This window comes from Enterococcus sp. DIV1307a (genome assembly GCF_050537425.1).
Lineage (GTDB): Bacteria > Bacillota > Bacilli > Lactobacillales > Enterococcaceae > Enterococcus > Enterococcus faecalis.
This window is the reverse complement of sequence record NZ_CP172914.1, coordinates 587,896-602,141: the sequence shown is the minus strand read 5'-3', so window position 1 is coordinate 602,141 and position 14,246 is coordinate 587,896. Positions and strand designations below refer to the sequence as shown.

Annotated in this window: 16 protein-coding genes; all 16 read right to left on the bottom strand. The window is 38.7% G+C overall.

The window, feature by feature from the left end; genetic code table 11:
* Positions 1 to 60: 60 nt before the first annotated feature.
* The 16 genes from IGL90_RS02945 to IGL90_RS02870 all read right to left on the bottom strand — a co-directional run bounded on the left by IGL90_RS02945 (position 61) and on the right by IGL90_RS02870 (position 14,160).
* Complete coding sequence (locus tag IGL90_RS02945) at positions 61 to 1,131, bottom strand: D-alanine--D-alanine ligase (RefSeq protein WP_002355721.1); 1,071 nt, start codon at positions 1,129 to 1,131, stop codon at positions 61 to 63.
* Between the two features lie 140 nt (positions 1,132 to 1,271).
* A complete protein-coding gene (locus IGL90_RS02940; protein ID WP_010775653.1) occupies positions 1,272 to 1,718 on the bottom strand; it encodes a YaiI/YqxD family protein in 447 nt (148 codons plus the stop codon).
* Positions 1,715 to 2,743, bottom strand: coding sequence for a hypothetical protein (locus tag IGL90_RS02935; RefSeq protein ID WP_002355719.1), 1,029 nt, complete (start codon positions 2,741 to 2,743; stop codon positions 1,715 to 1,717). The genes IGL90_RS02940 and IGL90_RS02935 overlap by 4 nt, the downstream gene beginning before the upstream one ends.
* A gap of 93 nt (positions 2,744 to 2,836) precedes the next feature.
* Positions 2,837 to 3,847 (bottom strand): sugar kinase, encoded by a 1,011-nt coding sequence (locus tag IGL90_RS02930; protein WP_048736967.1) that lies wholly within the window; start codon positions 3,845 to 3,847, stop codon positions 2,837 to 2,839.
* Positions 3,848 to 3,856: 9 nt separating this feature from the next.
* Positions 3,857 to 4,600: a 2-dehydro-3-deoxy-phosphogluconate aldolase gene (gene dagF, locus IGL90_RS02925; RefSeq protein ID WP_104859283.1), complete on the bottom strand. Its 744-nt coding sequence runs from the start codon at positions 4,598 to 4,600 to the stop codon at positions 3,857 to 3,859.
* Between the two features lie 3 nt (positions 4,601 to 4,603).
* A complete protein-coding gene (locus IGL90_RS02920) occupies positions 4,604 to 5,710 on the bottom strand; it encodes a DgaE family pyridoxal phosphate-dependent ammonia lyase (protein ID WP_104859282.1) in 1,107 nt (368 codons plus the stop codon).
* Complete coding sequence (locus tag IGL90_RS02915; RefSeq protein ID WP_002373486.1) at positions 5,700 to 6,809, bottom strand: amidohydrolase/deacetylase family metallohydrolase; 1,110 nt, start codon at positions 6,807 to 6,809, stop codon at positions 5,700 to 5,702. Before IGL90_RS02915 ends, IGL90_RS02920 begins: the two co-directional genes overlap by 11 nt.
* An 8-nt stretch (positions 6,810 to 6,817) precedes the next feature.
* Positions 6,818 to 7,906, bottom strand: a complete 1,089-nt coding sequence (locus tag IGL90_RS02910) for a DUF871 domain-containing protein (RefSeq protein WP_048736770.1) — start codon at positions 7,904 to 7,906, stop codon at positions 6,818 to 6,820.
* A gap of 8 nt (positions 7,907 to 7,914) precedes the next feature.
* Positions 7,915 to 8,214, bottom strand: coding sequence for a hypothetical protein (locus IGL90_RS02905; protein ID WP_002363233.1), 300 nt, complete (start codon positions 8,212 to 8,214; stop codon positions 7,915 to 7,917).
* A gap of 25 nt (positions 8,215 to 8,239) precedes the next feature.
* A complete protein-coding gene (locus IGL90_RS02900; RefSeq protein WP_002358780.1) occupies positions 8,240 to 9,553 on the bottom strand; it encodes a PTS sugar transporter subunit IIC in 1,314 nt (437 codons plus the stop codon).
* A 130-nt stretch (positions 9,554 to 9,683) separates the two neighbouring features.
* Positions 9,684 to 10,379, bottom strand: a complete 696-nt coding sequence (locus IGL90_RS02895; RefSeq protein WP_002355710.1) for a DUF4310 family protein — start codon at positions 10,377 to 10,379, stop codon at positions 9,684 to 9,686.
* A gap of 19 nt (positions 10,380 to 10,398) precedes the next feature.
* Positions 10,399 to 11,178, bottom strand: a complete 780-nt coding sequence (locus tag IGL90_RS02890) for a DUF4311 domain-containing protein (RefSeq protein WP_002355709.1) — start codon at positions 11,176 to 11,178, stop codon at positions 10,399 to 10,401.
* Between the two features lie 15 nt (positions 11,179 to 11,193).
* On the bottom strand, positions 11,194 to 11,550 hold the full coding sequence (locus tag IGL90_RS02885; RefSeq protein WP_002355708.1) for a DUF4312 family protein: 357 nt from the start codon (positions 11,548 to 11,550) through the stop codon (positions 11,194 to 11,196).
* A 30-nt stretch (positions 11,551 to 11,580) separates the two neighbouring features.
* On the bottom strand, positions 11,581 to 11,937 hold the full coding sequence (locus IGL90_RS02880; protein ID WP_002355707.1) for a glycine-rich SFCGS family protein: 357 nt from the start codon (positions 11,935 to 11,937) through the stop codon (positions 11,581 to 11,583).
* A 14-nt stretch (positions 11,938 to 11,951) separates the two neighbouring features.
* A complete protein-coding gene (locus IGL90_RS02875) occupies positions 11,952 to 12,275 on the bottom strand; it encodes a PRD domain-containing protein (RefSeq protein WP_002386991.1) in 324 nt (107 codons plus the stop codon).
* A complete protein-coding gene (locus tag IGL90_RS02870) occupies positions 12,241 to 14,160 on the bottom strand; it encodes a BglG family transcription antiterminator (RefSeq protein ID WP_010706696.1) in 1,920 nt (639 codons plus the stop codon). The genes IGL90_RS02875 and IGL90_RS02870 overlap by 35 nt, the downstream gene beginning before the upstream one ends.
* Positions 14,161 to 14,246 lie beyond the last annotated feature (86 nt).

The following is a 14,246-nucleotide window of genomic DNA, read 5'->3' as shown; positions in this document are numbered from 1 at the left end:
CACAGGGACTGGGACATGCCAAAGTCTTGTCATGTCCCAGTCTTGTGTGATTTTTTCTTCTTAGTTATTATAAAATTCTTGGCGTTGTTTAAAACGATTCAAAGCTAACTGAATCAGTTCCTCAATTAAATCACTGTATTTCAAGCCCATATTTTCCCATAGTAAAGGGTACATACTAAAGTCAGTAAAACCAGGCATGGTGTTCAATTCATTCAGGAATAATTCGTTTTTGCTTGTTAAGAAGAAATCACAGCGACTTAAGCCACTTCCATCTAACATAATATACGCTTTTTTAGCGTATTCTTGCGCTTGATGAGCTACTTCTTCTGGAACATGTGCTGGGATTTGCATTTCAATCGTGTTATTGATGTATTTTGCATCATAATCATAGAAAGCGACATCTTTCACCACTTCACCAGGTAAAGTCGTACGGACATCTTCATTTCCTAAAATGGCTACTTCAATTTCACGTGCTTCAATCCCTTGTTCAACAATTGCTCGAGCATCATAACGGAAAGCTTCTTCCAATGCTTCTTGCAATTCTTCACGATTTTCCGCTTTGCTAATTCCGACACTAGAACCCATATTGGCAGGTTTAACAAAGACTGGATAGATTAAAGAACCTTCACATTTTTCAAAGACTTCTTTTGGATTTCCTTTCCAGTCACTTCTTAAAACTGGCACGAATGGTACTTGTGGAATGCCAACAGTTTGTAAAAGATATTTCGTCATGATTTTGTCCATTGCGTTAGCACTAGCTAAGACACCTGCGCCCACATAAGGCATATTAATGGTTTCCATGAATCCTTGAATTGTTCCATCTTCACCATTTGGTCCATGTAAAACAGGGAAAACAATCGCTTCTTCTTCATAAATTTCCGAAGGACTGATTCGTTTTCCTGAAAATTCGCCTGTTTCTTCAGGTGTTTGTGCCCAAGTTAAATGTAAAACTTCTTTATTTTGTGGTCGTTCAGATAAGAGAGGGCCTTTTACCCATTGACCGTCTTTACTAATAAAGACTAACTGTACTTGATAATATTTATAATAGATTGCATTTAAAACGGAATATGCAGACAAAACAGACACATCGTGCTCTTCACTTCTGCCGCCATACAACAAAATAATCTTCAAATGCTTGTCCTCCTAGTTTCTTTCCTGTCTTTTAGAAAAAATTATTTTTCAAATTATCCTTACTTATTTTAGCATAAAACCCAGTTTCATAATAGAAGCAAATTTAGTGAAGGCAAAATTCTTTGCTTGCCTTTTCCTTGCTAAAGACTCCGTTCCACCAGCTCAATAAGGGCTTGTTTAAACGTTGTTCTATCTTTGTCTGTAAAAGGTTTAGGTCCTTTCGTTCGGCCACCTTTTCGCCGAATTTGGCCACTAAAATAGCGTTGTTCTAACAAGCCATCAATATTTTCTTTCGTATATTGATAACCCAGTTGATGTAAAACCGACACTCCTTTTGGCAAAACCAAGGAAGCTAAGCCATAATCTTGTGTAATTAAAAGATCTCCTTTTTTTATTAACTGCACAATTTTAAAATCAGCAGCATCCGCTCCTTTATCAACATACACAAAAGAGACATTTTCTGGATAATCTTTTAAGGAATAATGATCTACACTAGTAACAATCACCACATCCAAAGCTTTCTCTACAGCGACTTCAATAACCGTCTCTTTCACAGGTGAACCATCGCCATCGACAAAAATTTTCATTCATTTCCCTCGCTTCTTCCTTGCTCTAACCATTTGGGATGACGTTGAAAGTAGTGTTGTAATTCGTCAAAAACGACTTCTTTAACCACTTCATATAACTCTGTATTTCTTAAAATGGTTTTCGTTGCATCAGTGTAGCGGGGCTTTGGTATCGTAATGGCTAAAACAAAATCAAATTCTGCTAAAAAACTATCTGCTGTCACAGATAATGAGTAATGTTGTTCCTCTAAAAATTGATTAAAGGCGGCCACTACGCCATCAAGAAAACCCTCATAGTGGGTTCCACCAAGACTGGGATAATGCCCATTAACAAATGTTTTTTGCACTTGCGGTGCATGATTTTTACTCAAAATAAATTGAACAAGGGCCAATTCTGTTTGCTTGGCTTGAATAATCGGTGCAGCTTTTCTAGTTAATGGATTATCTTTTTCAAATAAATAATTACTTAAACCTTTAGGGTAATAACAAAGATTTTTTTGTTCCTCTTCTTGTGTTAAGAGAATTTTTAAGCCTGGATTCAACATGGCAATCTGTTGACATTGTTGTAAAACACGCATATAAGAAAGTGATTCTGTACCAAAAATTTGCGTATCTGGCCAAAACAAGACTTCAATTCGTTCCTGGGTTTCTTCAATAGGTAATAATAATCGTTTTTTCAATTGCCCTTGATGATAAATAAAAATAGTCCGCTGTTTTTCTTGATCGATACTGATTCCTACTTGTTTTGAGAAGGCTTGTAAAACAGATAAATACAGAAAAGGTGGTTCTAAATCGACTTGCTTTTGTTCAAAAACAAGCGGTCGTGTGGAAGATACCTGAAAAGAGATTTGTTGACGCGATAACTGTATAGCAATTTTCCCTTGATTCTTTTCAATGAAAAACTCTAATAAACCGTTAATTGTCTGAACAAGTAAATTCTCTAAGCCGACTAAGCCAGTCGTTCCAATGAACGCTTCTGGTCGTTTTTGAATCCGTTCAATAAATTCATCATTTTCTAAAACTGTTAAAAGATGTGCAACACTCATCCTGCTGCCTCCTTTGCAATCTGTTTCTTTTAATTATAATGAAAAAAAGACCAGAAGAAAAGCCACACACGACTTTTCTTCTGGTTTTCTTCTTTAACGAATTAAATCAAGATTCGGATGCTCAAGAACGTGATTCACTTGTTTGACCGTTGTCAAAGGAATATCTCCTTGAATCGTATGTGCAAGGACCCCATTGACTGTGGCAAAGATAACTGCCTTTTCTAACGACCAATTTTGGCTATAGCCATATAAAATCCCCGCCGCATAAGCATCACCAGCACCAATTCGATCAAGATTAAGAAGCGGTCTTTTTTCACTCCGTTGGTACTCATTTTGGGTATATAAATACCCACTTAAGTAGTTTTGATTTTGGGAATGACTTCTTGTTGTCCCAGCAAACCATTCCAAATTGTATTGAGACATGAAGCGCTGAATCAGTTCAGTTTCTTGTGCCTCACCTTCTAAATCTTCTCGCGGAATGAAACCTAATAGCTCGACCAAATCACGACGACTGCCAAAAACAATATCACAATAAGGTAAAATGCGTTCGTACTGTTGACGCATAAAGAGTGCGCTATTTGCTGTATTCAAACTAGGTCGATAATTAAAGTCAAAACAAACTTTCTTTTGACAGGCATGCGCCTTTTGCGCAAGTATCAAAGCAGCATCACGAGTTTTTTCAGTTAAACTTAACGAAATACCACAAATATGCACCATATCTACTTCCGCTAAAAAGGCCTCAAAATCGTAGTCCTTCGCCTCGCTGATGCCAAAAGCACTCTGATGGCGATTTTGATAAGTTACTTGTGTGGGGCGGATTCCATAACCCATTTCTGCAAAAAAACTACCAATATGATCGCCCTTTTCTCCTACCCATTGATCTGAAATTCCTAACTTCCTTAACGCTGCTTTGCCAGCTTCACCAAGACGATTGGCAGGTAATTTCGTAATCAATGCTGTTTCTAGTTGAAAATGAGCCAAATTTGCTAAGAGATTTACGCCAGTCCCTACAAAGTTCATTCTTAACTGCTCTGTTTGTTCTAACATTAGATACTCTGGCGGAGTGAAACGAAGCATGACTTCACCAAACGCAGCAATTTTCATCTTTGCCACCTACTTATTCAATGTGTTTTTCATCATGGTTAGTAACGTTTTCACGTCTTCTGTTCTAGTGTCCCCTGTTTCTTGATCGATAATTGAGCTGTAGACATGAGGAATGATTTTTTTAACGCCGGCATCCACCGCAATTTGAACAATTTCTTCAAAGTTTTCTAAATCAATGCCCCCTGTTGGCTCTAAATAAAAGTCATACTTGGCACAAGCTGCTGCTACTGCTTGGTATTCTTCTTTGTGAGCCAAGCCTTTCATCGGGAAATATTTAATGGAACTGCCTCCCATGTCTTTCAACAATTTGATGGCGGTTTCGATAGGCACTTCCGCCGCTGGCGCACCAGAGCTTAACGGACCTGTCGCTATGTTGACATAGCCAACTTTGCCTGTGGGTGAAACCAAGCCATTAATCACTGTTTCGTCTTGACCAAGTAAGGCCCGCGAAGCGCCGACACCTGTGAAGACTTGGTTCACGTGTTGCGGTTGTAGAACTTCTGATAAGCGAGCCACCATTTGACTTTGATTAGGATCGCCAGCCCCTAAGCCGACAGATAAAGCGTTGTTGGTTGCTGCTTGGTATTTTTTCATATCGTCAATGGCTGCTTCATCGGTTTCATAGTTTTTTGAAAGAACGCCTAACACAACATGCCCTTCTGCTGCTTCATAACAGGCTTGGGCATTTTCTACTGAATTGGCTAAGACGTTTAAACAAATGCGTTCTTCTAAATAATTAGGTTTTAATGACATGGCTTATTTCTCCTTTGTGTCCATAATTTCTTGTAATCGTTGCACGATTTTGTTCATTTCTTCTTGATTGACAGAACGAATGTCAAATTCAATGATGCCATTGTTGGCTTGATATTCACGCGTATAAATGGCTGGACTTTCTGCTTTTAACGCTTGGATGACTTCCTTAGCGTTTTTTCTGCCGTCCACTTTGACACTGGCGCGATAAATGTCTCGGCCAGCGCCATCTTGGACAATTTTGGCGGTTAAATCTGACAAGTTGTTGATGGCTTCAACAAACGGTTTTAAGCGCTCTTGCATCGAAGCCCCTGATTCACTGCCATGTGCCAAGTATTCTTCCACTGCTTGCGTAAAGCCCAAGATATTGTCTTTGCCAATTTTCATTGCTCGACCAATGCCTTTGCCTTGTAGGCGCACCCAGTCAATGTATTCTTTTTTCCCGACCACTAAACCGGCACTTGGCCCTTCAATTGCTTTGGCGCCGCTGTAAATCACCAAATCAGCGCCTGCTTCAGTGTATTTGAAAAGATCTTCTTCTGCTGCCGCGTCAACAATTAGCGGCACCTTGTGGCGTTGCGCCACTTTGGCCGCTTCGGCCACCGTCAGCATACTTTTTTGCACGGTATGGTGGCTTTTGATGTATAGAATGGCCGCTGTTTTTTCAGAAATCATCATTTCCACGTGTTCTGGACTGCACATGTTGGCGTAGCCAGCTTCCACCACTTGGCCGCCGCCTTGCGCTACCATAACTTCTACAGGCGTGCCGTAGTCCACGTTGTGCCCTTTAGGTAAAACAATCTCCCGCTGTTCGATTTTTTCTGTATAAGGATGATACGCGTGGTACAAGCTGCCTTTTCCAATCAAGGCAGCCACCGATTGGGCAATCCCCGCCGAAGCCGAGGAAACGATTTGTGCATCTTCTGCCTTCAACAAGTTGGCTAAAAAGGCCCCTGTTTGTACACTAAGTTCACTCATTTCAAAGAAATGTTCACCACCGAATCGTTGAGCCGCGAGGACTGCCTCCGAAACTTTGGAGACACCTAGAATGGTCATTTTGCCAGAAGCATTAATGACTTCTTTTAAGTGGAATTTTTCGTAACTAATTGTCATAGATTTGTCCTCCAATAATTGTTTTGATTGGGCGAATTTGCTCTTTGGCTACTCGTGTCAATCCATTAGAATCAGTCAATGTTTTTTCTTCTGCTTGAATCGTGAAAATCGTTAAATCAGCATCTTTACCTATTTCCAACGTGCCTTTTTGAGCTAAATGGAAATTCTCAGCAGGAGCCTTGGTTACCTTTTCAATAATTTCTGGCCAATCATAGCCGACTACACGGAGTTTTTCCATCGTTGTGGCTAAATCATAAACAGGACCATTTTCTCGGTTACGAATGTAGATATCTGTGCTAATTGATGCAGCTTTCATTCCCTCGCGCAACGCTGTTTCAGCTACGTGAAAATTGAAACTATCCGTACCATGCCCGATATCAAATACGACCCCTTTGTTGTACGCTTGCCAAGCGAAGTCTTTTATTTTATCCGTTGCTTGGTCTAAGATACCATTTTCTTTCCCATTAAAACAATGGGTTAGGACATCCCCTTTTTCCATCAAGGCTAAAATTTCATCTAAATGAGGCGGTGCTGATCCAATGTGAACCATTAAGGGAATTTCTTGGTTCTCTTGCTGAATCTGTTTGGCCAATTCTAAAGGCGTAATGCCGTTATCGCCAATAACGGTCCTACTCATACGGGCTTTAATCCCTACAACAAAATCTGGTAATTCTTGAATCGCTTTTTTGACTAAACTCGCTTGTACTTTACTTAAATCTGCGAGTTCGTCCTGAGCAACGATGCCCCATTTAGAAATATTGACTAATCCAAAAACATTTGTTTTTGCTTGTTGCGCTAAGTCATAAAATTCATGAATGTTTTCAGCACCTGTTGTCCCAGCATCAATCACTGTCGTAACACCCTTTTTGACCCCAATTTCATCTGGATAATCATAATAAAGAGCCATTTTTTCAAAACAATGAACGTGATCATCTATCCAGCCTGCGGATACATAAGTACCTGGTTCTAAGTGGATAGTTTCTTTTGCAGAACCTGAAATAGTTGCTGCAACAGCAGCTATTTTTTTCTCTTTAATTGCAATTTCAACAGGCATACCATCTACTGTCTGTCCATTTTTTATAAGTAAATCGTAGTCCATATTCTTCCCTACTTTTCTATAAATCTAAATTTTGTCCAAGGCTTAATGAATTCTAATAATACAAGTTCTTCTTCTATAATACGCCCTACTCGGTTTTTGCGTGAGTCTTGATGTGGCTCTAAAACGACTTGTAATTCATTTTTGTATTTTCCAAATGCATCATTTCCCACAACAACATCTCCAGGTTGTAGCATTGCTTGATTATCATGTGGGGGATTAGCTTCATTTTTATATTTTTTACGCACTTCTGTGGAACGAATCATCTGCTGAGTGATATCTCCACGGCGAAAATGTTGATTTTTTGTTACGATTTCTTTTTCAATTTCAGAAGTCGCTTCTGCAAAAACAATGGTCAATTCTGTTTGATAACGATTCAACTGACCCAATGCTTCTAATTCTTCGTTGGAAGCATAAGCATTTCCAATAACAACATCATCAATTAAATTTGTTGCAAATAAATGTTTAGCTTGAACAGTGACTGGTAACTGTCTATGCATTTCTAAAGTAGGTAGCCCATCATTCACATCCCAAGGACCAATTTCACCTACCTGTGATGAAATAAAAGCAGCTGTCCGAATACCTTCCTTTTTAAAGCGGATGCTACATTTTTCAAAGAAATCATACGGCAATGCAGTTCCCGCTTGTGGATAAAAGTTATGACAACCATATAAGAAAGGTCGATTCGCTTCATACGTCAAAATGTTATCAAGATAAGCAACATCATTACTCATATTCAGCTCAATAGCCACGCCGAATGGATTAAACGTCAACATGGCTTCTTTATTTCCATCAAAACCTGTATCCAATCGAATCCCATCAGCTCCTAATTCGCTGAAAAAAGTCAAATCATCATATGAAATTTCCAATTCATCAAAGATACTTGGAACGACATCTAAAATTGTTTCAAATCCTAAATTTTTCGCATAACTAATTAATTCTTTAAATTTTTTCTGAACCGCTTCTTTGCCATCGGTCACTTCTAACATACTCATAAAAATTCGAGTAAACCCACATTCGCTGGCTTTTTTTAAATACGCTTTATCTTGATTGATATCACTATGATCTGGATAAACTGATACACCTAATGCTCTTTTCATCTTCGTTCTCACACTCCGCTATTTTCAAATTTATTTCGAAATTTCCAAGCAATCACCGAGCTACACAGGATTGTTGTAGAGCCAACGAGCAATACTGGTTGATTTAGAAATCCGCCAATTATCATGGAAAGAGTAATACAAACTGCCGTAAAAACCAACGTCTTTACCAAACCAAATTGATAAACAACAGTAGGCAACTGCCCTTTTTCTATAATAATTTGACTAACGATAAAAAAGAAAATGAACCAAATAATCATCTTATACGCTCCTGACTTTCTTCTCTGACTTAGAAGGGGCAGGATATTCATATCAGAACACCCGCCCTAACATTTTTTAATTTTTTGCTGCTTGTTCAGCTGCTAATTCTTCTGCTTCTTTATCCAATTGTTGTTTTTCATAAACTTTGAAAAATGGATAGTAGATAGCCATTGTAATTAAGAAGTTAACAATCACTAATACTGCGGCCGAGAAACTCCAATTGGTACTCATCCAAGCAGCAATTGGTGCTGGAATTGCAAACGCTAAGCGTGCAGCCATCATCGGAATTATATTAGCGACTGTTAAGAAATAAGATAACGTTGTGGTAATTAACGGTGCCACGATAAACGGAATACCTAAAATAGGATTCATTACGATCGGCGTTCCGAAAATAACTGGTTCATTAATATTAAACAAGCCTGGTAAGAACGATAAACGGCCAAGACTTTTCAGATACGTTGATTTAGAAAACATCATTAAAACAACTAAAGAAAGCGTAGTTCCAGCGCCACCAATCCAGATAAACCATTGTAAAAACTGTTCTGTAAAAATATTAGGTAACTGATGAACGTTTGCGCCATTGGTAAAAGCTTCAAGGTTTTCTGCAATCGACATATCCCAGAAAGGACGAATAACTGGGCCCATAATCGCTGGACCATGAATCCCTAAAACCCAGAAGAAACAGATTAAGAAGACTGTTAGTAAGCCGCCAAATAAACTGTTACCAGCAAGGATACCTTTAAGTGGCATTAATAACGTACTCAAGAAACCATTCAAATCAAAACCAATTACGTGGCGAATAACCCAGAATAATAAAAGAATAACTGCTCCTGGAATTAACGCAATAAATGAATTTGACACTTCAGGCGGTACGCCATCTGGCATCTTAATCATAATATCTTTTTCAATAAAGAAGCGATAAATTTCAACAGATAACAGCGCTGTTACAATCGCACCAAATAAAGAAGCTGAACCTAAATTTGCTAAATTAATATAGCGCCCTGCTGTAATGACGTTGTCAACATCTTCAAAGACACGTGTTGGTGGTGCCGCTGTTACTAAAAAGGCCATTAATGCTAAAATTCCACACGTCAAAGAGTCAAGCTTATAACTTTTGGCCAATGATGAAGCAATCCCAAATGTTGCATAAAGTGCAAGTAACCCCATCGTATAGCGGGAAGGAATATCTAAAATTGCTTGATAAGGTTCAATCAATTTTGTGTATGCCTCAATTGGAATATTTTGAAAAATTGTAAAGAATGAGCCCACAATTGTTAAAGGCATCGTTGCAATTAATCCTTTTCTAATCGCTGTCATATGGCGTTGCGAACCAAATTTATTCGCAATCGGCATTAACTTAACTTCCATCCACTGTACAAAACCATTCATTTGTTAATTCCTCCGTTCAACTAATAAAAATAATAATTATTTCGCATTTATAATAACATAGTAACATTATAATGTAAACGCTTATTCTTATTCATGACAGAGAAAGTGCAAAACAAAAGGCTTTTTCTTATTATAAAGAAACCGGGAATATTGCACCAAAAATCATTGCGCCTAAAATTGCGCCCCCAGCAATTGGTTTTTTCCAAATGTAAAAACCTAAAGCTCCTAATGTGGCACCAATCCCAATAGGAATCGAAGCACCCGCCGCACTCAAAATAATTAACGGGCCTAAGAAACGTCCTGAGGCATTACCAGCACCCATCATCACATCCGCACCAAAAGTGGAATTTCCTTGATTGATAGTAAATTTCCGAATCAACACAATTACGCCGCCAACTGCTAACCCTAGTATCGCACCCGTTAAAAGGGCTAAGCCAAAGTTTTCTACAGGCGCTTTAATTCCCATGCTGAGGAAAATTGCAGGTACGCCAATCCCGATCCCCGTTAAAATTGAGCCACCTAAATCTAAAATCCCGACTAAAGAACCTTCTAAAATTCGTGCAAACAGGAAACTTGCACCAAATGCTGCGGCAGCGCCATAAGAACCACCATCTAAACCAGCTTTTAGCATCGCAACAATTGAAACTTCATTAAAGGCGCCCACACCATAAACTACATACATATGTGTTCCTGCAAAAATTGCCGCTGACATAATCCCGACTAAAATGGGAAAGCCCCAATCAGCATACCAAAAACTTTTGCCTTTTAAACCTTCTTGAATTTCTTGTTCTTGTTGTGCCCATTCATTTTTTTCTTGCTGTTCCATCTATGAGACCTCCTTTTTTCTATTTAACGGTGAAGACATTGTGTAAATTATTTAACCATTGAGGAATAGACAAGCGGAAACTTTCGATCATTTCTAAGTCGAACCCTCGGAAGAAGCCACTTAAAATAAATAATAAGATAATGGCACCAAGCATGCCGCGTGTCATTCGGGTCCACCCTAAATCATCGACACCTTTACCGATTAAGATCCCTAATACAACTCCTGGGACAGCATTGCCCATGACTAATTGAGATAATCCGCCAAATAATGTTCCCCAGAAACCCGTCCGTTTTCCTGCATCTAAAGCCGCTAGCCAGAATAAAACAGGCATCACAGTATTGATTAAAATCGTTGCTGCAGGTACCAACACCGCAACCGCTGTTACTTGTAGCGATTCTGGAATTGCTGCAGCTGTACTATTTAAGAAAGCCACAGTCGCCATTCCTACAAAGGCCCCGACAATCCCCATTTTTTTGGGATTATGCATCGTTTTAGTGACATCTTTATCCTTTACCAATAAAATTGCTGCAGCCCAGTTAGGCACAATCCGGTGGGTCACATCTTGTGTAAAGGCCCCTGCTCCGACGGCCGAAGCCCAAGCATTAAAGAAAAAACCTAAACCAAAAGAAAAGTGTGATGCTGGATCTCCTTGTGCCGCGTTCATTTCTCCTAATGTTCTAAATGCCCCTAACCCTTGCGTTTGTGGTGCATGAAACATCCGAGCAGCGCCTGCGCCAGCTGCAAAACCTAGTAAACCACCAATAAGCAATGACTTCAGCAAAATGATTACAAATTCCATTCCTTCTTCCTCCCTTTATACGCCTCTTTTTGAAAGAAACGGAACTACTACTGCGTTCGGTTCTTTAATTGTTTCCGTTAAAAAATCAACTTCTTCGACTGCAATGGCTTGGATTTCCACTTCTACAGCTAGTTCGACATGATAAATCACTCTCTTTCTAGGAAAGAAGAAGAACAGAAATTTTTCTGTATAAACTTGTTCTTTTGCCTGACGAATAGTTACTTCTTTCGGTTCAATCCGGATGAGGACCTCTGTTGTTTCTTTTAATACTTTTTTTGAAACATCATTCAATGCACTTGCAAAAGCTTCATTCTTCTTATTACCTTTTCCAGAAACAATCACGGTTTGTGTTGACCGTTTTGTGGCATCCATAATTACCGCTCCTTTCTAAGTTACTACTTTCTATGCTCCGTGTTTCTTAATAAATGCTTCAGTTACTCGTTTACCAAGTTCTTCCTGATCCATAAAACCAAATCCAAGAACAGTTTTCCCATCGTTAATTGCTGTTACCCCTTCTTCGATTGATCGCATGCCATGTCTTTCGGGATACCCGTATTTAGTAGCAGCCGTTAACGCTCCTGCACCACCACTTCCACAGAAAGAAATGCCTAAATCAGCCTTTTCTTGTTGCATCACATCTCCTAAACGCATATCAGCGCCCATTCCTGGAACAACAACCGCGCGACCACCGGCTTGCTCCACTCCTTTTGCAACATTTTGTCCTTTTCCTAAACGATCTGCGATAACTACTGTAATCATAACTTTTCCTCCTATTAATTGTTTTGTTTAGCAACTTCAAAATGAACAGCTAAAACATACCATTCATCTTCTGATAACTGACCAATTGCTTCTGTTGTTTCTTCTGCAATTTTCAACGTTTCTGGTGTTAGTTCCGTAAATAACGTCCGATCAACACCAGCTAATGTCGTTCCTTCTCTTGAACGATTCAGCATCTCATTGAGATGGTTAATCAAAATCGTCCACTGTAATTCCGTTGGTTCAATTTGTGCTTCTGCTAATCGCGCACTGGTTTGTTTGATAATCGATTGTAGCTTTTCTGGTTCAGCACTTTGTCGAATGATCTCCTGTGCTTCCATTGCTAGTTCCATCCTCTTCCTCCTTTGGTTGTTCTAAATAATTAAGTAATGCTGAAATTTCAGCATGATTGACAGGTAACTCATTTTTAGCAAATAAACATTCAATTTGCCGAATTTCTTCTTGCCTTTCATGAGATACTTCTCTATTACAAGGAATCTCTTCGTATTGTTTATTAAACGTAATCCGATGTGTCATTAATAAAACGTGAAGTAAAAAGGCTTCTTGATATTCGCTCAGTAACTTTGTTTGAAACATTCGTTTTAACTCTTCATAAATAATATACGCTTTTACTAATAAATCTTGGCTTTGTATCCGTTCATTTTTTTCAATTACATCAGATTTCGTGGAGCGAGCGGTACCTTTCCCTTGACGTTTCCCTAATAAAATTTTATCGACCTCTTCCCGAATCAAACTTAAGTCTGTGTCCGTCAACAATGGACTAACTTTAATAAATGGGTATGTCATTTCTTCAATTGGGAAAATACTCAATACCAAATCGGGCTTTTCTGCTTGAATCACTTCAGTTGCATTTAAAACAGAAGCAAATCCTGCGAGTTCAACGTTTGGTACTTCCTCTAAAATTTTTTGTTCAATTAAACTGGTCACACCTAAGCCCGTCGAGCAAACATACACAATCCTAACAACTTTAGCTTCCTGCTGTTGTCGTTCCTGAGCTGCCAAAAAATGCAACGCAATATATGCGCAGAAAGAATCGTTGACTAACAAAACAGAACGTTGAATTAATTGTTTACAGGCACTTTGAATAGCTAAAAACAACGCTGGGTGTTTTCCTTTGATTTCTTCAGAAAACGGATTGTATTCATTAATAAATAAATGTTTCTTTGTAAAACGTAAGGACAGGTGTGCAAACAAGTTCGTAAATAATTGGCGATCATTTACAAAAGGATAATTCAGCTCTTTTGAAACGCTTTCAATCACTTGCTTTGTTAATTGAACCATATCTTGCCGTTGATGGGTTCCGAATAAATCACTATAAATATAAAAATATTCATCCGCTAATAAAGGCAAGTCATACCGTTCAAACACCTCTTGTAAAAGTAAAAGTGGTACTTCGTTCCGTTGTTCAAAGCGTGTTTTTTGTGATAACACTCGGTAAGTCCCAATTGTATGTGCCATCTGCATACGTGCTGCGGCAATTGCCACTCTCAACGTAATAGATAATATTTCGGCATAATCAAATTGATTTTGATCGAGTGGATTAATTAAATTTCGCATTTTTTTCAATGCACTACGATAACAACCTTGAAACAATGTCCCTGACCCAAATTTAATTTTAGGGATTTTTTCAGCCCCTTTTGTCTTTGTCACATAGTTCATAATTTGGTAAATATCGTATTCTGTAAGTTCTTTTTGAGTGATAAATTCCATCAGTAAGCGTACATTGCTTTCTTCACCACTGATTGTAAACCCTTGCCGCGCTTGGCGAATTAAGGTTAAATCATATGCTTGCAGCAACCGTTCGACCTGTTCCAAATCACTGACAATTGTGTTTCGACTCACTAATAATTCATCTGCTAGCTGCTGTGCCGTTAAGTACCCTTTGACTGACAATAACTGAAAAATCAATACATTGACTCGTCTTTTTTGATCAGGATAGGTTTCAAATCGATCGACATCGATAATTTCATTTTTTAACAGTAAGCGTTTAGAGTCAGGTAAATCTAGCCAGATTCCCTTATTTCGTTTTGAATAAAGTGTCTCATCGTGCTGTTCAAACCAAGCACGAATATCTTCTAAATCATACTTAATTGTTCGAACGCTGACAGTAAAGCTCTCAGCTAATTCTTGCGTGGTAATACTCCCTTCCAAATCCAAAAGCATCAATAAAATATTTATCGCTCTTTTGGACAACAACACGGTCATGCCTTGTCACCTCTTTTCTTTTCCCTTTACACTTAAAACTATAGCGTTATTTTATCTGTTCCACAACACAAAAAAGTTGCACTTAT

Coding starts and splice junctions, on each gene's coding strand:
- IGL90_RS02940 (WP_010775653.1), bottom strand. CDS start 1,718: ATGAAAATTTTTGTCGATGGCGATGGTTCACCTGTGAAAGAGACGGTT.
- IGL90_RS02935 (WP_002355719.1), bottom strand. CDS start 2,743: ATGAGTGTTGCACATCTTTTAACAGTTTTAGAAAATGATGAATTTATT.
- IGL90_RS02930 (WP_048736967.1), bottom strand. CDS start 3,847: ATGAAAATTGCTGCGTTTGGTGAAGTCATGCTTCGTTTCACTCCGCCA.
- dagF (WP_104859283.1), bottom strand. CDS start 4,600: ATGTCATTAAAACCTAATTATTTAGAAGAACGCATTTGTTTAAACGTC.
- IGL90_RS02920 (WP_104859282.1), bottom strand. CDS start 5,710: ATGACAATTAGTTACGAAAAATTCCACTTAAAAGAAGTCATTAATGCT.
- IGL90_RS02915 (WP_002373486.1), bottom strand. CDS start 6,809: ATGGACTACGATTTACTTATAAAAAATGGACAGACAGTAGATGGTATG.
- IGL90_RS02910 (WP_048736770.1), bottom strand. CDS start 7,906: ATGAAAAGAGCATTAGGTGTATCAGTTTATCCAGATCATAGTGATATC.
- IGL90_RS02905 (WP_002363233.1), bottom strand. CDS start 8,214: ATGAATATCCTGCCCCTTCTAAGTCAGAGAAGAAAGTCAGGAGCGTAT.
- IGL90_RS02900 (WP_002358780.1), bottom strand. CDS start 9,553: ATGAATGGTTTTGTACAGTGGATGGAAGTTAAGTTAATGCCGATTGCG.
- IGL90_RS02895 (WP_002355710.1), bottom strand. CDS start 10,379: ATGGAACAGCAAGAAAAAAATGAATGGGCACAACAAGAACAAGAAATT.
- IGL90_RS02890 (WP_002355709.1), bottom strand. CDS start 11,178: ATGGAATTTGTAATCATTTTGCTGAAGTCATTGCTTATTGGTGGTTTA.
- IGL90_RS02885 (WP_002355708.1), bottom strand. CDS start 11,550: ATGGATGCCACAAAACGGTCAACACAAACCGTGATTGTTTCTGGAAAA.
- IGL90_RS02880 (WP_002355707.1), bottom strand. CDS start 11,937: ATGATTACAGTAGTTATCGCAGATCGTTTAGGAAAAGGACAAAATGTT.
- IGL90_RS02875 (WP_002386991.1), bottom strand. CDS start 12,275: ATGGAAGCACAGGAGATCATTCGACAAAGTGCTGAACCAGAAAAGCTA.
- IGL90_RS02870 (WP_010706696.1), bottom strand. CDS start 14,160: ATGACCGTGTTGTTGTCCAAAAGAGCGATAAATATTTTATTGATGCTT.